This window comes from Vibrio sp. Isolate34 (assembly GCF_022397915.1).
GTDB lineage: Bacteria > Pseudomonadota > Gammaproteobacteria > Enterobacterales > Vibrionaceae > Vibrio.
On record NZ_JAKEUO010000012.1, the window covers coordinates 96,235 to 116,249 of the forward strand.

The following is a 20,015-nucleotide window of genomic DNA, read 5'->3' on the forward strand; positions in this document are numbered from 1 at the left end:
TATGGCAACTGATCCAAGACAACTTTTGGTAACTTGTGCGCTTCCGTACGCTAACGGCTCTATTCACCTTGGCCATATGCTTGAGCATATCCAAGCTGATATCTGGGTTCGATACCAGCGTCTGCGTGGCAACACTGTAAACTTCATCTGTGCTGACGATGCTCACGGCACGCCAATTATGCTTAAAGCTCAACAGATGGGTATCACGCCAGAAGAGATGATCGCTGCTGTTAGTGAAGAGCACCAAAAAGACTTCGCTGGCTTTGATATCAGCTTTGATAACTACCACAGCACACACAGCGACGAGAACCGTGAACTGGCTTCTCACATCTACCTAGAACTTAAAAAGAACGGTTTCATTTCTAGCCGTACTATTTCTCAGCTTTTCGACCCTGAGAAAGAGATGTTCTTACCAGACCGTTTCGTAAAAGGTACTTGCCCTAAGTGTAAGTCAGAAGACCAGTACGGTGATAACTGTGATAACTGTGGTGAGACATACAGCCCAACTGAGCTAATCGATCCTAAGTCAGCAGTTTCTGGCGCAACTCCAGTAATGAAAGACTCTGAGCACTTCTTCTTCGACCTACCTCAGTTTGAAAGCATGCTAAAAGAGTGGACACGTTCTGGCTCACTGCAAGCTGAAACAGCAAACAAAATGCAAGAGTGGTTCGAGTCTGGTCTACAACAGTGGGACATCTCTCGTGATGCACCATACTTTGGCTTCGAGATCCCAGGCGAAAAAGACAAGTTCTTCTACGTATGGCTAGATGCACCAATCGGCTACATGGGCTCATTCAAGAACCTATGTGACAAGCGCGACGATCTAGACTTTAACGAGTACTGGAAGAAAGACAGCACCGCTGAGCTTTACCACTTCATCGGTAAAGACATCGTTTACTTCCACAGTCTATTCTGGCCTGCAATGCTAGAAGGTTCTGGTTTCCGTAAGCCAAACAACGTATTCGTACACGGCTACGTGACTGTAAACGGCGCGAAGATGTCTAAGTCTAAAGGTACTTTCATTAAAGCAAGTACGTACCTAAATCACCTAGACCCTGAATGTCTACGTTACTACTACGCTGCGAAACTAAACAGCCGTATCGATGACCTTGACCTTAACCTTGAAGACTTCACTCAACGTGTAAATGCTGACGTAGTAAACAAGATTGTTAACCTAGCTTCTCGTAACGCTGGCTTCATCACTAAGCGCTTCGAAGGCAAGCTAGCCGCTGAATTTGCAGAACCAGAGCTATACAACGAATTCGTTGCTGCTGCAGAGCGTATCGGTGAGCTATACGAAACTCGTGAATTCAGCCGTGCTATCCGTGAAATTACTGCACTAGCAGACAAAGCTAACCAGTACATCGATGAGAAAGCACCTTGGGTTCTTGCAAAAGAAGAAGGTAAAGAGAAAGAGCTTCAAGAAGTATCTTCTGTTGGTATCAACCTATTCCGCGTACTAATGACTTATCTGAAACCAGTGATGCCTGAGCTTGCGGCTCGCACTGAAGCTTTCCTAAACGAAGAGCTAACGTGGGAAGGTGTTGCTACTCCGCTAACTGATCACGAAATCACTAAGTTCAAAGCGCTATTTAGCCGCATTGATCCTAAGAAAGTGGAAGCGATTATAGAGTCTTCTAAAGAAGATGCAGCAGCAGAAATGGCAGCTAAAGAGAAAGCGGAAGCTGAGAAAGAAAAAGCAAGCCAAACAGAGCTAGACAAAGAACCAATCGCTGAAGAGATTGAATTTGACGCGTTCGCAGCGGTTGATATGCGTATTGCTCGTATCATCTCTTGTGAAGAAGTGCCAAAAGCGAACAAGCTACTGAAGTTCCAACTGGACATCGGTGGTGAGACTCGCCAAGTATTCTCTGGCATCAAATCAGCATACAAACCTGAAGAGCTAGAAGGCAAGCTAACTGTTATGGTTGCAAACCTAAAACCTCGTAAGATGAAGTTTGGTATGTCTGAAGGCATGATCCTAGCAGCGGGCCCTGGCGGCAGCGACCTATGGATCCTTGAGCCACACGAAGGTGCTCAACCTGGTATGCGTGTAATGTAATTCTGGCGTCTGTCAGATAAAGCATTCACTGCGAAATCCCTGATGTAACTTAACTTGAAAGAGTTAATAGCATCGGGGATTTTTTATATCTACCGAAAATCGGCGTTCTCTGTTAGAGTCGCCGTCAACTATGCTAAGTAAAGTATGACAAGGTTATCGGCAGCAATACGCCGTTTGAAGCCTCTTTACTCTCTAAACCTTTTAGGACACCTCTGTGACTAACAACGAAATTTTGCGTCGTATTCAACACGCACTAAACCTTAAGAACGCACAAATCATCAAAGCTATCGAGCAAGCGGATGTGACTGTTGCCCACGACCAAGTGATTAACTGGCTAAAAGCGGATAACGATAAGTCATGCTCTAAAATGAAAGACAAAGAGTTAGCGGTATTCCTAAATGGTTTCATCAACCTTAAGCGCGGTAAAAAAGAAGGGGCTCAGCCAAAGCCTGAAGTTGCACTTACCAACAACATGATTTTCATGAAGCTACGTATTGCGTTGAACATGAAAGCAGAAGACGTGCTCAATGTATTAGAAGTGGTTGGCGTAAGTCTAAGTAAATACGAGATTGGTGCCTACTTCCGTAAGCCAGAGAACAAAAACTACAAAGTGTGTGAAGACCAATTGCTTTGCGACTTCCTAAATGGCGTTCAGTTTACTAACCGCCCTGACTCAGAAGAGTTTGCAGGTTAAAAACAACCTACTGGTAAACTAGCCAGATTCTTAATAAATAAAAAGCGGCGAGATAATTGAATTATCTCGCCGCTTTTTTTGTTCTTTCTTTAACGCTATTTAGTTAGCCCAAAAGATTAGCTATCGTCTTCAGTAAAGTTCGTTGGCAACGTTGTTTTCATTTCGTTCCAAACCTGCGCGCTTGCGATACCATAGTTACGGATCACCAATGGCAAGTTCTCACGTTGGCCGCTCTCACAGATAACAAACAACTCTTTATAGAAATCCATCGCTAAACGTCGTGCTTCTGGGTTAGAGAAGTAGTAGCTACCAATACGGTCATACAGTTTACGTACACCGTTGAAGATCAGGCCATAAATTTGGTTACCTGAATGGAATGCTAAACGTTGGAAAAGCATGTAATCATAGAAGTTGAAAGTCTTCGCGATTAAGATCGTCTGACGTTTCGCTTCGTCTTTCTCTGAATCTTCTTTTACTGCTTGCTTGATCTTGTCAGCGTATGGCGATGATTCTAAGAACTCATCCCATGTAGGTGCCGCAAGTAGCGCTTCACAAGATTCAATCACGTTACTAATAGTACGCTCTGAAGCTTCTTTGTTTGCTTTGAATGCATAACGCATAAAGATCGGGCTGATATTAGTACGAGCAGCAAGTAAGTCTTCTACCATCTTGCTTGCGTTATCAACGTCCAACGTCATTAGCGTATCAAGGATATGAAGACCTGATGTCTCCATAAACTGGTTAACTTTTGTTGGCTTGCCGTGTTGGATTGTCAACCAACCATCACGAGCAAGACGTTGAAGTACTTCACGAAGCGTAGTACGTGTAACACCAATTAGCTCAGAAAGCTCACGCTCTGCTGGCAAGATAGAACCTGGAGGGAAACGGCCATTCCAAATACTTTCAATGATATACTTTTCTGCAAATCCTGCCGGGCTCTTCGCCTTAATGACCATCTACACTTCAATCCAATTTAATTATTCTGTTCTAATTTACTCATCATACCACTAGTTAACACCTAGCGGAAACACCCTCAAAAATTTTACTCACTCAAAACATCAATAGAGTTAAAACTCTAAAGTTCAGCACGCGTTTGCACCTTAGGTTTAGAAAGCAAGCGACTATAAATTTCTATTTCAACAAATTATTAACACAACAAATTTTCTTTAAAATCAATGAGATTGGTCATAATTTTAAAGCCATTAAATTGCAATATTAAGTTGTAATAATCATATATAAACCGTCTTTATTCTGTAAATTTCAATCATTTCGCTGAAATATTGATTCTAGTCGGTTTTTATCACATTTTAAGTGGTATGCTTCCGCTACTTTGATCGCGTTTCTCAACAAAAAAGAGGTATTTTTAGTGCTACAGGGCTTTTCCTGTTGACTAAATGTTATCTAAGAGTAGAGTTGCGCTCAAAAATAAGCAGTGCTTGAGTCTCTAAGGGAGTGACTTGGCAAGACCACAGAACATTACATGGAATGTAGTTTTTCTAAGTCACTGTTAGTTATAGTTTTTAACAATTTCTATAGCTCGATTCTCAAAATGTTGTATTGCTTGTCTATTCATAATCAACATAAAAGAGTATTAACATGCCGATGTCTCTCGGAAACGCTTTTATCAAGAACTTCCTTGGTAAAGCTCCTGATTGGTATAAACTTGCCATCATTTCCTTTTTAATCATCAACCCGTTTGTTTTCTTCCTAGTTGACCCATTTGTTGCGGGCTGGCTATTGGTGGTTGAGTTTATTTTCACTCTAGCTATGGCTCTCAAATGCTACCCACTTCAACCGGGTGGCCTCTTAGCTATTCAAGCAGTCGCCATTGGCATGACCAAACCAGAAATGGTTTATCACGAGCTGCAAGCAAACCTTCCTGTATTACTCTTGCTCGTATTCATGGTTGCCGGCATTTACTTCATGAAAGAACTGCTTTTGTTCATTTTCACGAAGATCTTGCTTGGCATCCAATCTAAAATTTTACTTTCCGTTGCCTTCTGTGTTGCTGCCGCTTTCTTATCAGCATTCCTAGATGCACTAACAGTAATCGCCGTAGTTATTAGTGTTGCGGTTGGCTTCTACTCAATTTATCACAAGGTTGCATCGGGTAAAGGCACAACGTCTTCGCACGATCACACACATGATGAAGAGATCTCTGAGCTAACTCGTGATGACCTAGAAAACTACCGTGCTTTCCTACGCTCACTGCTTATGCATGCCGGTGTTGGTACAGCATTGGGTGGTGTAATGACCATGGTAGGTGAACCACAAAACTTGGTAATTGCTAAACAAGCGGGTTGGGAATTCGGTGAATTTATCATCCGTATGCTGCCAATAACGCTACCAGTTTTCATCTGCGGTATTGTGACTTGTGCGCTAGTAGAAAAATTCAAAGTATTTGGTTACGGTTCAGAACTACCAACGAATGTTCGCCAAATCTTAGTTGAGTTTGACAACAAAGAACGTGCAAACCGTACCAAGCAAGACGTCGCAAAACTATGGGTTCAAAGTGCAATCGCAGTTTGGCTTATTGTAGGCCTTGCACTTCACGTTGCCGAAGTAGGTTTGATTGGTCTTTCTGTGATCATCTTAGCAACAGCATTTACGGGTGTTATTGAAGAGCACTCTATGGGTAAAGCCTTTGAAGAAGCGCTACCATTTACAGCACTTCTTGCCGTTTTCTTCGCCGTTGTTGCTGTAATCATCGACCAAGCTCTATTTAAGCCAGTAATCGATTCTGTACTTCACGTTGAAGATAAAGGCGCACAACTCGCTCTCTTCTATGTTGCCAACGGTATTCTATCGATGGTTTCAGATAACGTATTCGTCGGTACGGTTTACATCAACGAAGTGAAAACTGCATTAGTCGAAGGCATCATCACTCGTGACCAATTCGACCTACTTGCTGTTGCTATCAACACAGGTACTAACCTACCTTCTGTTGCTACGCCAAACGGCCAAGCTGCATTCCTATTCCTATTAACATCAGCTCTTGCTCCGTTAATTCGACTGTCTTACGGCCGCATGGTTATCATGGCTCTGCCATACACCATCGTGTTAGCACTGGTTGGCCTTGCAGGTATCGTGTTCTTCGTAGAACCGATGACAGCATGGTTCTATGATGCAGGGTGGATCATTCAGCGTACTGGTGAAGCTGTTGCTCCGGTTATCTCTGGCGGTCACTAAGCTAAACACTGTGTCGCAAACCGTAAAATGTGTAACTCACTAATCAAAAATATTAGTTGATTAGGAAACTTATCCAAGATAAAAAGCTCTGAGTAATCAGGGCTTTTTTATTTTATAGACAGGATTCAATTCGTGAACTTTTTAGCAATGATCAAAGACTTCTCTAAGAGACGTTTATCTTGGCTTTTACTGCTGGCTTTTATTGTCTTTTTTGAAGCGTGCGCTCTCTTCTTCCAACACGTGATGATGCTTGGCCCTTGCGTGATGTGTATCTATGAGCGCGTTGCTATGCTCGCTATCGGTGTTGCCGCCATGATTGGTTCTGTTGCCCCGAAGAACCCAATATCACGTTGGTTAGGCCTTGCTGGGTGGGGGTTTGGCGCATACAAAGGTTTAATGCTTGCTTTAGAGCACGTCGATTACCAGTTCAATCCGTCTCCTTTCGCAACCTGCGACTTATTCGTAACCTTCCCTAGCTGGGCGCCTTTAAACCAATGGGCACCTTGGATGTTTGAAGCTTACGGAGACTGCAGCAAGGTTGTGTGGCAGTTCTTCGACCTTTCTATGCCTCAGTGGCTAGTCATTATCTTTGCAGGTAACTTGGTTGCCTTCGGTATCGTGGTTATTTCTCAATTTGTTAAGTCGAAAAACGACTAATAGTAAACCGTTCAAATTTGGACAACAAAAAAGTCGACCACGAGGTCGACTTTTTTATTACTTAAGCTTTTGAACATATAAAGAGAGTCTGCTACTGACTCAAATAATGTTCATCAACAAACTGCGATTAGCTGTTTTTACCACAGCATTGCTTGAACTTTTTACCACTTTCACATGGGCAAGCATCGTTGCGGCCGATATCTTTAAATGGATTCACGCTTTGCGATTTATTACCTAGCATCGCCTCATCAGCTGCCATTGCCACCTCTGAGATCATCAGATCGACCTGACCCACTAAATCGGCAAGCGATGGTGGGTTTTGAAGCCCAGCCGCAACCATTTGTTGTTGAGTTTGCTCTTCATCAATCGCTAACATTAATGTAGTCAGCAGAGCTTGCAGCATGCGCAGAGTGCCATCCGCAACCGTAATGCTTTGCCACTGCTCTTCCACTGTCGGCCAAACCATCATAAAACCTTCCGCAAAATCTGCGAACTGCTCATTGAAGTCACCTTCTGCAAACACATCAGTCAGTAAGTATTCACTTCGCTGAATTAGGTTGTGCTGTCGGTTAATCTGTTCCGTCACTAATGTTACAAGCTCTTTGCCCGCTTCAGGAGCTACGATGGCAACCCATTCTTCAGGATCGAGTGGCTTTGTCGCTAAGTTAGACGCAAGAATTGCACCTTCGATAAACTGCGGCGTAATGTCTGAAATAGATTCTGGTAGGCTTAATAATTGATATGTCATGAAAGCTCTGGATATTTGGGCATTTTCGATATTATAACGTTATCCCCGCTAAGATGTCGCTATTAAGAGACGAAAGCATCATTAAGGTGGCACTCCACACTCATAGTGACAATCCTGTAAGCACACCGTACAATCACGCCTCTTAATTTCAGGACAGAGATGTTTCGGTAAATCAGAATGCGAGTAATACTTGGCCCGATGGAGGGCGTTCTAGACCACCTCATGCGTGAAATTCTTACAGAGATCAATGATTACGACCTCTGTGTCACTGAATTTGTTCGCGTTACGGATCAATTACTGCCACCGCATGTATTCCATCGCTTGTGTCCAGAACTCCACCAAGGCTCTCAAACCATGGCCGGTGTTCCTGTTCACGTTCAACTGCTTGGACAACACCCAAAATGGATGGCAGAAAACGCTATCCAAGCAGCAAGCCTTGGCGCAAAAGGCATCGACCTTAATTTTGGTTGCCCAGCAAAAGCGGTAAACAAGAGTAACGGTGGTGCGTCTCTATTGAAAGAGCCAGAACTTATCTACCAAGTAGTCAAAGCAACTCGAGAAGCGGTGCCTGCACATATCCCTGTTTCCGCGAAGATTCGCCTAGGTTGGGAACACCCAGATGAGTGCTTTGAGATTGTCGATGCTATTGAACAAGCAAAAGCCGACGAACTGACCGTGCATGCAAGAACCAAAACTGGTGGTTACAAGGCCAGTGAAATCAAGTGGGATTACATCAATCAGATCCGTCAGAAAACCTCTCTGCCGTTGATTGCGAATGGTGAGATCTGGAATTACCAAGATGGTCAAGATTGCATCAAAACCACAGGTATCGATTCATTGATGGTCTGTCGTGGTGCATTCAATGTTCCAAACCTTGGTAACGTCGTTAAACACAACCACCAGCCAATGCCTTGGCAACAAGTGATTGCCCTGCTGCTACGTTACTCTGAGTTTGAAATTGAGGGTGATAAAGGTCTGTATTATCCAAATCGCGTAAAACAGTGGTTTGTGTATCTACGCAAAGAGTACCCGGAAGCTGAAGAACTGTTTCGTGAGATCAGAACCTATAAAAAAGCGGCTCCGATTGTCGAGCAGATTAAACGTTATCAAGAGCAGTACTGCCAACCTGTTTGAATCTTCGAACAAGCTGGCTGCTCCCTACATCTAACAATACGCCGATTAATTAACTTGGTTAAAATTCGAGACGGTCTTTACCCGTCGTCTTAGCCACGTAAAGCTTTTCATCGGCGTACTTAAATATCTCTTCAAAGTTGAGCTTACCTTGCTCTTTTTCTACTATGCAGACACCGCCAGACACTGTGAACCCATTCGGAACAATATCGACTGATTTAGCACTGATTGCTTTTTTCACGCGCTCTAGTGTTCTCATCAGAGTTTCACGGTCATCACCTTTCATGTAAACGACAAACTCTTCCCCACCAAACCTTGCGGCCACATCGCTGCTTCGAACACTGTTACTGATCTGCCGCGACATATAACGAATCACATCATCACCTTTGTCATGGCCATAAGTATCATTGATTGACTTGAAATCATCGATATCAAATACCGTTAAGGCAAACAATTGATCGTGGTCTACTCTTCGCCAAAATGCTTCTAAACCACGTCGGTTTAACAGCCCAGTCATTGGGTCTTTCGCAGCGAGCTCTTTGAAGTAACCTCGTTCAATCGTCGAATTTACATAGAAAAAGATCGTTACAGAGAAAAGATAGACAATGATAGCAACGATAAGGCTGTCTTTCTCATACACGAGAAAGTGCTCAATCTCTTTGGCAATACTCAACTCGTAGTACATTGCATGATGGGATGCGACACCTTCTAGCTGTATCTCGTGATAAAAAAAAGCCGAATCAATGGGGCTAACCAAAGTAGTGTCGATAATATCTACCCGACCAGCCAGATGCTCATTGGAGTTCGCGAGCAACCTGTCAGCATTAATATCCACCGACAGCATCCCTTGGTGAACACCTTTGTGAAACACGGGAATCGTCATGCTGATAATACGGTCAAGGGAATCAAAACGAAAACCAGGCCCAGAAAGGGTGAGTTGATCCGGATTGTTGGCCGTTTTCTGCCAATAAGGACGACTCTTTATAGTCGAGAGCAGCTCTTTACTCAGCCCTTTGGCAAAATCTTCCGGCGAAGAGATCACATAGCCACTCGTATCAATAAAATGCACGCCGTCATGATATTCATCAAGTTGAGATAGAAATGAAAGGATAGGAGCTAAAGCGATCTTCTCTGATGCACCTTTATAGCTATCGCTGCTTTCAGAGCACAACGACTCTTCACCAACCAGCATATAGTCGATGTCAACTGAAGGGATATCACCGGTTTTACCATCTGCGAGAAGCAGGACGTCGATAGGCCAAATGTTACATAGGCCATTAACTACCTGCTTATTATGGTCGAGAAAAAGTGGATTTCCGGATTTGTAGTAGTTTGAGAAGCTGTAATCTAAAGCAGTAACCACCTTCGTCGTTCGTGTGAACATCTCTTCGATGCGATGAAACTCAACGTTGATATCTTTTTTTACCGCATCAAAATGATTCTTACCAATTAGACCTAGCAACATTATGGCGATCACGGCAGGGAATCCAAAGACAAAGCGAAGGCTAAAGTGCCTGTTTATTTTCATATAATGTGCTCTTAGTGCTCAGCTATTTTCATTTACCCCATTAATATTATTACATTAATTGTCATATCCCACGAGGTAAAAGAGTGTAAATTGATATGAATCGATCTCTACCATTCACTTAAAGCTTTAAAAACTAGCCCAGACTAAGCAAGGTTAGCCCTGAGTGATTTAATCCAGTTTATTGCTACATCAAAAATCATCGACTGCATCGCTGGAATAACAATATCTGCGGTACCGTTACAGATCAAAACACGTTCTATTCGACCAAGCAAAGCGACCAGCTCACCTTGCTCTTGTCCAAGCATCCATACAGGTAAAGCTAGCGACTTTGCTTTGTTAGACAAGTTTAGTACAACTAAGGTCTTTTCCCTTCCAAGACAACGTGCAAACACTAAGGTTTCAGCATCACAATACAACTCTAAGTAAGCACCACTTTGTAAGCTTCTGCGTTCTGTTCGCAAACTTATCAACGCTTGATGACATGAGAACCAATCGGAGGTTTGCTCTGCTCCCCACGGGAAACATCTGCGATTATCCGGGTCTTGACCACCTTCTAAGCCCACCTCGGTTCCGTAGTACAAACACGGCGTCCCAACGTAAGTGAATAATAGAGTCAGAGCCAATTTTTGCTTCGCTTCGTCGCCATTGAGAAGCGTCAAGAACCGTGCTGTATCGTGACTATCCAATTGATTCAACTGCGATAACTGATTCAGCCATGGCACCATAGCTCTTGCTTCTGCTAACCAATCGGAGAAAGCGAACATATCAATATTGATTGGCTCATAAGCGATATCTTGTTTTGCCAATAACGCGCGGACCGGATGGGCAAAACCATAGTAGTTCATTGACCCGTCTTCTTGCTCTCCCTGTAACCATTGGCTGGCCTCAAAGAAATGCTCTCCCAAGATATAAGCCTCTGAGTTCTCATCCTTAGCTGAGTCACGGAATGCCTTTACATAATGTGCATTGTTATAGGCGCCCTCACCTTCCCCTAGCATATGGATCACATCGAAACGCCAACCATCTATATGGTAAGGCGCTTTCAGCCAATGTTTGATCACTGACTCTTCGGATTGGTAGATATGATCTCGAACTGCTTCGTTAGAGAAATTTAAAACAGGGAGCGATGAGATCCCTTTCCATCCTACGTATTTCTTCGAATCACTTGGCTCGAAAAAATAGTAGTCATGATAAGGAGAATCAGAATGACCATAAGCTCCTTTATCTGAGTTCAGATTTGAACTTGAACTTGAAATGTTGTTTTTTAGCTTATCAAACCATGGGTGCTCGACCGATGTATGGTTGAACACGGCATCTAAGACAATTTTCATATCACGAGCATGAATATTGCTAGAGAGCGTCGCGAACTCTTCATTCGTGCCAAAGTGTGGGTCGACTTTGTAGTAATCGGTCGTGTCGTATTTGTGATTGCTCGGTGATTGAAAGATCGGGTTTAGGTACAAAGCGGTAATACCTAGATCTTGTAAGTAGTCTAGCTTGTTACGAATACCCGCCAAGTCGCCACCAAAAAACTCAGCAGCACCGGTTCCATTGTGCCCTTCAACAGAATCGCCCCACTCTTTAACAACGACATCTAATGTGTTTTCTTTTAAGCGATATTCCCCTGCTTTAACACTGATACTCGGGTTACCATTGCAAAAACGTTCAGGGAAGATTTGATAGAAGACCTGCTCCGAGACCCATGATGGTGGGCGATGATGGGCATTAAACTTGAAATGAAACTCACGGCTTGGAACGCGACTATGTACCCCCCTAGCATCAAGCCAGTGCTGTCCTGATGAGTCGACTAACTTGAATACATAATGAGTAATGTCTCTGTCTGAATTAACTGGAAAAGAGACTTGCCACACCATCAAACGACCTTCAGTACCAACTTTGATCATATCAAGCAGATACTCTTCGTTATCCGGTTCATGCCTCAACAGAACCCTATTCCAATCACTGCGGTCAGTCATTAATTTAACGGTCAGAATGCCGTCTTTTTCGTGGAAGTAGTCGGGGGTTTGCGCATGAAAGATAAATGGCTTCATAGTGGTTCTCGAGCAATGTTTAATTTGCTTAAGATATGAAATTATTTGTTGGCGACAATCAGAAAAATATCGTCAGTCAAAGTAGATCACGCTTTGTAGACCCACTTTGTTTTCAGTAAGACGATTTCTCTCAAAATGATCAAATGAATAGGCCTGTTACCAAACCTAGATCGCGTTTGAAGTCGACCTATTAACGACTGACTACCGCGCGGTCGATCACTGATTGAGGCAATGTCACACCTAACTCACGAGCAGCTTCCAAATTCACCACCAGTTGTGAGCTTTGTGCGGTTTTAACGCTCAATTTTCCAGGCTTTTGTCCATTGAGAATAGCCGCTACATAATCCGCAGTTTGTACCCCAACGTCATAATAATCTAAACCCAAACCTGCAATAGCGCCTTTTCCTACATAAGATGTAGCGCCTGCGACGACGGGTGTATCAGCTTGGTTAGCCGCGTTGATAAGACCTTCCATGCCGCTTGCAACAGTATTGTCCGTTAAGGCGTAGATAACATCCGATTTCTTTGCCACTGATTCTGCTTTTGATTCCACATCATCAATGGTGAGTGCTCTTTCTGTATAAAGAGTAAAACCAAAGTCTCGCGTCGCTTTCTTTAACAGTCCAACCAAGGCAACTGCATTTGCCTCTGCTGGGTTGTAAACAACACCGATTGAATTAGCTTCAGGGAGCAGTTCTTTGATTAATGACACATGCTGAGTGATCGGAGATAAGTCAGAAAGCCCCGTGACATTACGCCCCGGCTTTTCTAATTGTTTAACGAGCCTAGCGCCGATAGGATCCGTAACCGCGGTAAACACGATAGGAATCGAGCGAGTCGCCGACACTAAGGCTTGTGAGGTCGGTGTTGCGATACCTACCAATACATGGGGATTTTCACTAACGAGCTCTCTGGCAATTTTGGCAGCTTGCGCTGGATTCCCATCCGCCATTTCATAGGAAAACTCTAAGTTCTTTCCGGGTTCATAGCCTTTAGCTCTCAATCCTTCAAGAAGCCCTAAGCGTGTTGCATTTAGATCTGGATGATCTACAACTTGTGACACCGATACCTTGGCAATATTTGCTGCCACACCACTAGCCCATAACAACAGGCAACTGCTCAACGCTGCCGTTAATACTTTTCTTACAGACCCCATCAATACTCCCTTCATCAAGCGCTCGTTGTTATTGCTCGATCTAGAGAGAACACAACATTAAATTCACTATTGATATTATTACCAGTAACTTTTGATAACTTGAAGTGATATTTAACAAAAACACAACAAAGCTCGAATTATGCGTCAAAAGGCTGGTTGGGTTGAATCCATAGGTAAGAAACGAAGTGAATAACAAGAGATAGGTGAGACAAACAACGAAGGGTAAGATGAACGAAAAGTGTCACGAGGAACGAATCTGAGAACATGCTATCTGCTATGTGTAGCCGTTCTCAGACGATAGGGAGAAGTGAGGTTTTCTTAGAACCAACGTTCCATTGAAGATTTGTCTAACTGACGGAATGCACGATTCAGAATGATCGCCAACTCCTTATAACGAGGGCGTGGCTTCATTGGCTCTAACGCAAAACCCGTTTCAGTGATCTTCTCGTGCAGTTCGCGGTACCACGACACTAACGCAGGCGGAAGTTGTGTATTTGAGCGGTTACCTAACCACCACATGCCTTGAAGTGGCAAACTAATCGCAAACAAAGCCATAACCACAGCTTGTGGCATCGCTTGGTAATTATTAAAGACCATTTGCGTAAGAACGCTGATAGCAGCTATCGCGGGCATCACCTTTACACCAAAGCGCGTCGCTTTAATGATGCGTTGCTCAGGGAAAATAGCGTTTAACTCTTTTCGAACAGGCCAGAGATCCATGTACTTTTGGCCATCTTTTAAACTGCTAGCTAAACCAACTCTATTGCTCATATGAGTCTCCCATTAAAAAAAAGTTGAAATCATCAACTAAAAACACAAAAATTTGACGAAAAATAATATTCTTTCAAATTTTTTTGTTATATTTGCACAATATCGCTATTATTTGCAGACCTCAATCTCATTGTTGCCCTTATTTACAATTTAAGCAACTTTGAGAAGACTTCTGCAAGGAATGCACAAGGCTCTTTTTTTGAAAAAGTGCGCTTTCACTTTATACGGAAATTAACGTTTTTTTGACCAAGGTTAGTACGCAAGCTACCGTGCTTCGTCTATTCTTGAGATTAATTTTCATCCTTAACTGATTTCGATCAGAAAAATTAACAGGTAGTCATTAATGTCTAAGCTAGTTTTAGTTTTAAACTGTGGTAGTTCTTCTCTTAAATTCGCTGTGGTTGATGCAGAAACAGGTGCTGAGCACCTAACTGGTCTTGCTGAGTGTCTGGGTCTTCCAGAAGCTCGTATGAAGTGGAAACTTGATGGCAAGCACGAAGCACAACTAGGCGCGGGCGCAGCTCACGTAGAAGCACTATCTTTCATGGTAGAAACTATTCTTGCTTCTAAGCCTGAGCTTAAAGCTAACCTTGGCGCTATCGGTCACCGTATCGTACACGGTGGCGAGCAGTTCACTTCTTCTGCACTTATCACTGATGAAGTACTTAAGGGTATTCAAGACGCTGCAACTTTCGCACCTCTTCACAACCCAGCTCACCTTATCGGTATCGAAGCGGCTCAACAGAACTTCCCAGGCCTTAAAAACGTTGCTGTATTTGACACTGCGTTCCACCAAACAATGCCTTCTGAGTCTTACCTATACGCTCTACCGTACAACCTGTACAAAGAGCACGGCATCCGTCGTTACGGCATGCACGGTACTTCTCACCTATTCATCACTCGTGAAGTTGCAGGCCTACTAAACAAGCCAGTTGAAGAAGTTAACATCATCAACTGTCACCTAGGTAACGGCGCTTCTGTATGTGCTATCAAGAACGGTCAATCTGTAGATACTTCTATGGGTCTTACTCCTCTTGAAGGTCTTGTAATGGGTACTCGTTGTGGTGACCTAGATCCTGCGATCATCTTCCACCTACACGACGCTCTTGGTTACTCTGTTGAAGAAATCAACAACATGCTAACTAAAGAGTCTGGTCTTGCTGGTCTAACTGAAGTGACTTCTGACTGTCGTTTCGTTGAAGACAACTACGGTGAGAAAGAAGAAGCAACTCGTGCAATGGACGTGTTCTGTCACCGTCTAGCTAAGTACGTAGCTGGTTACACTGCAACTCTAGAAGGTCGTCTAGACGCAATCACTTTCACTGGCGGCATCGGCGAGAACTCTGGCCCAATCCGTGAAATGGTTCTTAACCGCCTAGGCATCTTCGGCATCGAAGTTGACGGTGAAGCTAACCTTAAAGCTCGTTTCGGCGGCGAAGGTACTATCACTACAGCTAACAGCCGTATCCCAGCAATGGTTATCTCTACTAACGAAGAGCTAGTAATTGCTGAAGACACTGCGAAACTAGCAGGTCTTTAATTGATTTTCCTGACTAGCTTCACTCGAAGCTAGTCAGTTTTTCATATCAAGAAAATGGGGCTCAACTTCTATTCCTACCCCAATTTAAATATCGGTGGGAATAGCAGTTGAGCTTTTTTTATTTCCAATAGTCAAAGGTGTTCGTCAATGTCACGTACTATTATGCTTATCCCTACAAGCGCTGGTGTTGGTCTTACTAGTGTTAGCATGGGTGTTCTTCGCGCTATGGAGCGTAAGGGCGTAAGTGTTTCTTTCTACAAGCCAATCGCTCAGCCTCGCAGCGGTGGTGATCAACCAGATCTAACGTCTACTATTATCAGCGTAAACAGCGACATTAAGATTGGTGAGCCAATCGCAATGACTAAAGCTGAAGCTTTGATCGGTAGCGAAAAAATGGACGTACTTCTTGAGTCTGTTGTTGAGCAATACAACAAGATCAACAAAGACGCAGAAGTAACGCTAATCGAAGGTCTAGTACCTACTCGTAAGCACCCATTTGCTAACCAAGTAAACGCGGAAATCGCGAAAACACTTGGCGCGGAGATCGTATTCGTTGCGACTCCTGGTACTGACAACCCTACGCAACTTAAAGAGCGTATCGAAGTAGCATGTTCTAACTTCGGAGGTACTAAGAACAAGAACATCAAAGGCGTAATCATCAACAAGCTTAACGCTCCTGTTGATGAAGCTGGCCGTACTCGCCCTGACCTATCTGAAATCTTCGACGATGCAGATACAGCTCAGCAAGCGAACCTTGAAGTAATGCAAATCTTCAACTCTAGCCCTATCCGTGTTCTTGGCTGTGTGCCATGGAGCATCGACCTAATCGCAACTCGTGCGGTTGATATGGCTAAGCACCTTAACGCTGAAATCATCAACGAAGGTGAAATCGCGACTCGTCGTATTAAGAGCATCACTTTCTGTGCACGTTCTCTACCGCACATGATTGAGCACTTTAAGCCAGGTTCACTGCTAGTAACTTCTGCAGACCGTCCTGACGTTATCGTTGCTGCTGCTCTTGCTGCGAAAAACGGCGTTGAGATTGGCGCAATCCTGCTTACTGGCGGTTACGACATCCCAGAAAGCATTGCTAACCTATGTGCACCAGCATTCGCTTCAGGTCTACCGATCTTCAAGGCGCAAGGTAACACTTGGCAGACGTCTCTAAACCTACAGAGCTTCAACCTAGAAGTTCCTGCAGACGATAAAGAGCGTATTGAATTCGTTAACGATCACGTTGCAAGCCACATCGATGGCCCTTGGATTGACTCTCTATCTGAAGGCACTCAAGGCATCCGTCGTCTAAGCCCACCAGCATTCCGTTACCAGCTAACTGAATTCGCTCGTAAAGCGGCTAAGCGCATCGTTCTTCCTGAAGGTGATGAGCCACGTACAGTTAAAGCTGCGGCTATCTGTGCTGAGCGCGGTATCGCGACTTGTGTACTTCTAGGTAACCCAGAAGAAATCCGTCGTGTTGCTGCACAGCAAGGTGTTGAGCTTGGCGCTGGCGTTGAGATCATCGATTCTGCATCAGTTCGCGAAAACTACGTAGCTCGTCTAGTTGAACTTCGTGGCGCTAAAGGTATGACTGAAGTTGTAGCTCGTGAGAAGCTAGAAGATTCAGTATTCCTAGGCACTATGATGCTTGAAGCTGGTGAAGTTGACGGCCTAGTTTCTGGCGCTGTTCACACAACGGCGAACACTATCGTTCCTCCGTTCCAGATCATCAAGACTGCTCCTGATGCTTCTATCGTATCTTCAATCTTCTTCATGCTTCTGCCTGATCAAGTTCTTGTATACGGTGACTGTGCGATCAACCCAGATCCAACAGCTGAACAGCTTGCTGAAATCGCTATTCAATCTGCAGATTCTGCTGCGGCATTCGGTATCGACCCACGCGTTGCTATGATCTCTTACTCTACTGGTGAATCTGGTAAGGGTGCAGACGTAGATAAAGTACGTGAAGCAACTAAGATTGCTCAAGAGAAACGTCCAGATCTAGTGATCGACGGCCCTCTACAGTACGACGCGGCTATCATGGAAAACGTTGCTGCTTCTAAAGCACCAAACTCTCCAGTAGCAGGTAAAGCGACTGTATTCGTATTCCCAGACCTAAACACTGGTAACACGACTTACAAAGCTGTACAGCGTTCAGCGGACCTAGTATCTATCGGTCCAATGCTTCAAGGTATGCGCAAGCCAGTAAATGACTTGTCTCGTGGCGCTCTAGTAGACGACATCGTTTACACAGTAGCTCTAACGGCTATCCAAGCAGACCAAGCAGCTCAAGCTGAAGAAAAAGTAATTAACTAATTACCTTTTCATGTCCTAAGGGACTTTAAGAGTGTTAAAGCCCATGCAATTGCGTGGGCTTTTTTTATGTCTTATTATTGTATAGCATACCAAATAATAGGTTTAGAAGGTGAAAGTGACACATGTCGATTGAATTTACCAAAGAGTCAGCAATACGTGATCATGTATTAAAAAGTGTGAGTATCGCACTCGCCCTTTTTGTGTTGGTCGTTGCTTCTTCAAATTTCTTTTTGAGTAAAGATTATGCTCTCGGCAGTCTGGAAGTGCTTATCTCACTGATCCTTTTCCACGTCTATTACGAGACTAAACGTGGCTTTTCACTTTCTTGGCAACCTCTGTTGTTAGCAACTGTGATTACTGGAGGTCTGATCTATGGATTTGCGAACGCGAAACCACAAGCTGCTATCATCATGTGGGTCTTTGTCCTGCCTCCACTGTACCAACTACTGTTTAACCGATTCATTGGCTCGCTGTTCACTTTCGCGATGCTAGGGGCGACCGCATTGTTTTACTTCCCTAACCTATTCAGCGAAGGCGTTTACCCTTTTGCATTCGTAAACTTCGTTATCCCATATTCGATGATTTGGCTCATCTCATTCAATCATGAGTCAGTGCGTATTGGTGTGAAAGAACGACTTGAACAACTGGCGCGAACTGATGCCCTAACCAGTGCGTTCAATCGGCTGGCCCTACAACAAGATGCTTTGAACACACTACATCACAGCCCAGCTGACTACTTACTGCATTTCGACTTAGATTGGTTTAAAACGGTCAATGATACCTACGGACACAGTATTGGTGACCAGGTTCTAAAAGAAGTGGTGTCTGAAACACAACGAGTCTTACCAAGCGGTAAGGTTTATCGAATTGGCGGTGAGGAGTTTTGTGTCATCTTTGAAGCTGAGAACTTTGAGGATGCGACAACGAAAGCTGATGAGCTAAAAGAGTCGATTGCTGAAATGGCTATATCTAAAGGCAATCACCACATCAAGGTCACCATCAGCGGTGGATTGATTGAACTCTCATCCCTGGGAATGACTGAACAACTTGATGATGCTTTGCAGAGAACTGATAAAGCACTCTACAAAGCAAAACAGTCAGGAAGAAATTTAATTGTCGCGGCTTAGAGACCACGTCCGTGAGGTGAGTCTAAATCCAGATCTGGCCCTTTAGGCACCACTTGAGTCGGGTTGATACCAGTGTGGCTGTAGTAGTAGTGACGCTTGATATGGTAAAAATCGGTCGTCTCTTTGATCCCTTCGATCTGATACAGCTCTTTTAGGTAACCCTGAATATTTGCGTAGTCCTCAATTCGCTGCTTGTTACACTTGAAGTGGCCAACATACACTGCATCGAATCGAACCAAGGTCGTAAACAACCGCCAATCCGCTTCTGTAATCTCGTTACCTGCCAGATAACGGTTTTCGCTAAGGTGGGTATCCACTTTGTCTAACGCTTCAAATAACGCGTCATACGCTTCTTCATAAGCTTCTTGTGTGGTCGCGAAGCCGGTACGATAAACGCCGTTATTGATGTTCGGATAGATGTAGTCGTTCCACTCGTCAATCTTGCTCGCCAATTCCCATGGGTAGTAATCATCGGTGTTACCTGTTAACTCATTAAATTCTGAATTGAACATGCGGATGATTTCAGACGACTCGTTGCTAACGATGGTGTTGGTTTTCTTATCCCATAAAACAGGAACCGTTACTCGACCTGAATAGTCCGGTTTGGCTTGGGTGTAGATTTGGTGCATGCGAGTGTGACCGAACAGAGGCTCAGGCAAGCCCATTTGCCACCCTTCACTCATCATGTCAGGGCAAACTACTGTCACATCGATGTGATCGGTTAGGTCTTTCAGTTCACGGAAGATCAGCGTGCGATGCGCCCACGGACAAGCTAACGATACATATAGGTGGTAACGACCACTTTCTGGCTCAAATTGCGCTCCGGCTTTATTTTCAACCCAGTTGCGAAAGCCCGCATCTTCACGAACGAACTTACCACCGCTTTCTTTGGTGTCGTACCACACGTCGTGCCAAACACCTTCAACTAACTTACCCATATCCAAACCCCTGTAATGCTAACTTTTTTATACCAATCACAGTAAGTAAATGTTCAGAAATAGCGTAGAGAAAAGGCTTGAGAACAAGGAAGAATTTTTCTGTTAGTAGC

General features: G+C 44.0%; 15 protein-coding genes. 8 read left to right on the forward strand and 7 right to left on the reverse strand.

The annotated features are described in order from the left end of the window. Nucleotide 1 precedes the first annotated feature (1 nt). Together metG and L1D22_RS14080 are read left to right on the forward strand one after the other, a co-directional pair. Nucleotides 2–2,062 carry a methionine--tRNA ligase gene (gene metG / locus L1D22_RS14075; protein ID WP_239830252.1) on the forward strand — a complete coding sequence of 687 codons (2,061 nt, stop codon included), beginning with the start codon at nt 2–4 and terminating at the stop codon, nt 2,060–2,062. A 214-nt stretch (nt 2,063–2,276) separates the two neighbouring features. Beyond that, on the forward strand, nt 2,277–2,756 hold the full coding sequence (locus tag L1D22_RS14080; protein WP_239830253.1) for a DUF1456 family protein: 480 nt from the start codon (nt 2,277–2,279) through the stop codon (nt 2,754–2,756). Between the two features lie 116 nt (nt 2,757–2,872). Here L1D22_RS14080 and fadR read toward each other — a convergent pair whose 3' ends face one another. Beyond that, a complete protein-coding gene (gene fadR / locus L1D22_RS14085; RefSeq protein WP_019823572.1) occupies nt 2,873–3,712 on the reverse strand; it encodes a fatty acid metabolism transcriptional regulator FadR in 840 nt (279 codons plus the stop codon). 640 nt (nt 3,713–4,352) lie between these two features. Between fadR and nhaB the strand changes: the two genes are divergently transcribed. Both nhaB and dsbB read left to right on the forward strand, forming a co-directional pair. Next, nucleotides 4,353–5,945 carry a Na(+)/H(+) antiporter NhaB gene (gene nhaB / locus L1D22_RS14090; RefSeq protein ID WP_239830254.1) on the forward strand — a complete coding sequence of 531 codons (1,593 nt, stop codon included), beginning with the start codon at nt 4,353–4,355 and terminating at the stop codon, nt 5,943–5,945. A 147-nt stretch (nt 5,946–6,092) separates the two neighbouring features. Next, complete coding sequence (dsbB, locus tag L1D22_RS14095; RefSeq protein ID WP_239830288.1) at nt 6,093–6,602, forward strand: disulfide bond formation protein DsbB; 510 nt, start codon at nt 6,093–6,095, stop codon at nt 6,600–6,602. Nucleotides 6,603–6,729: 127 nt separating this feature from the next. Here the strand turns inward: dsbB and L1D22_RS14100 are convergent, their stop codons facing one another. Beyond that, nucleotides 6,730–7,350 carry a YecA family protein gene (locus L1D22_RS14100; RefSeq protein WP_239830255.1) on the reverse strand — a complete coding sequence of 207 codons (621 nt, stop codon included), beginning with the start codon at nt 7,348–7,350 and terminating at the stop codon, nt 6,730–6,732. A 177-nt stretch (nt 7,351–7,527) separates the two neighbouring features. On the opposite strand from L1D22_RS14100, the gene dusC reads away from it, so the two are divergent. After that, nucleotides 7,528–8,484, forward strand: a complete 957-nt coding sequence (gene dusC / locus L1D22_RS14105; RefSeq protein ID WP_076656953.1) for a tRNA dihydrouridine(16) synthase DusC — start codon at nt 7,528–7,530, stop codon at nt 8,482–8,484. Nucleotides 8,485–8,542: 58 nt separating this feature from the next. Here dusC and L1D22_RS14110 read toward each other — a convergent pair whose 3' ends face one another. The 4 genes from L1D22_RS14110 to yfbV form a co-directional block, all read right to left on the reverse strand. Further along, nucleotides 8,543–10,009 carry a diguanylate cyclase gene (locus L1D22_RS14110; protein WP_239830256.1) on the reverse strand — a complete coding sequence of 489 codons (1,467 nt, stop codon included), beginning with the start codon at nt 10,007–10,009 and terminating at the stop codon, nt 8,543–8,545. 143 nt (nt 10,010–10,152) lie between these two features. Then, nucleotides 10,153–12,060: a maltodextrin glucosidase gene (gene malZ, locus L1D22_RS14115; protein WP_239830257.1), complete on the reverse strand. Its 1,908-nt coding sequence runs from the start codon at nt 12,058–12,060 to the stop codon at nt 10,153–10,155. Nucleotides 12,061–12,250: 190 nt separating this feature from the next. Next, nucleotides 12,251–13,216, reverse strand: a complete 966-nt coding sequence (locus L1D22_RS14120; protein WP_239830258.1) for an ABC transporter substrate-binding protein — start codon at nt 13,214–13,216, stop codon at nt 12,251–12,253. A gap of 318 nt (nt 13,217–13,534) precedes the next feature. Further along, nucleotides 13,535–13,987 (reverse strand): terminus macrodomain insulation protein YfbV, encoded by a 453-nt coding sequence (gene yfbV, locus L1D22_RS14125; protein WP_017062168.1) that lies wholly within the window; start codon nt 13,985–13,987, stop codon nt 13,535–13,537. Nucleotides 13,988–14,330: 343 nt separating this feature from the next. Between yfbV and L1D22_RS14130 the strand changes: the two genes are divergently transcribed. The 3 genes from L1D22_RS14130 (at nt 14,331) to L1D22_RS14140 (ending at nt 18,967) form a co-directional block, all read left to right on the forward strand. Continuing rightward, nucleotides 14,331–15,527, forward strand: coding sequence for an acetate kinase (locus tag L1D22_RS14130; RefSeq protein WP_010437209.1), 1,197 nt, complete (start codon nt 14,331–14,333; stop codon nt 15,525–15,527). Between the two features lie 147 nt (nt 15,528–15,674). Continuing rightward, complete coding sequence (gene pta, locus L1D22_RS14135; protein WP_017632510.1) at nt 15,675–17,840, forward strand: phosphate acetyltransferase; 2,166 nt, start codon at nt 15,675–15,677, stop codon at nt 17,838–17,840. Nucleotides 17,841–17,962: 122 nt separating this feature from the next. Then, complete coding sequence (locus L1D22_RS14140) at nt 17,963–18,967, forward strand: GGDEF domain-containing protein (protein ID WP_239830259.1); 1,005 nt, start codon at nt 17,963–17,965, stop codon at nt 18,965–18,967. Here L1D22_RS14140 and L1D22_RS14145 read toward each other — a convergent pair. After that, nucleotides 18,964–19,905 (reverse strand): glutathione S-transferase family protein, encoded by a 942-nt coding sequence (locus L1D22_RS14145; RefSeq protein WP_239830260.1) that lies wholly within the window; start codon nt 19,903–19,905, stop codon nt 18,964–18,966. The two genes, L1D22_RS14140 and L1D22_RS14145, sit on opposite strands and share 4 nt — an antisense overlap. Between the last annotated feature and the right edge of the window lie 110 nt (nt 19,906–20,015).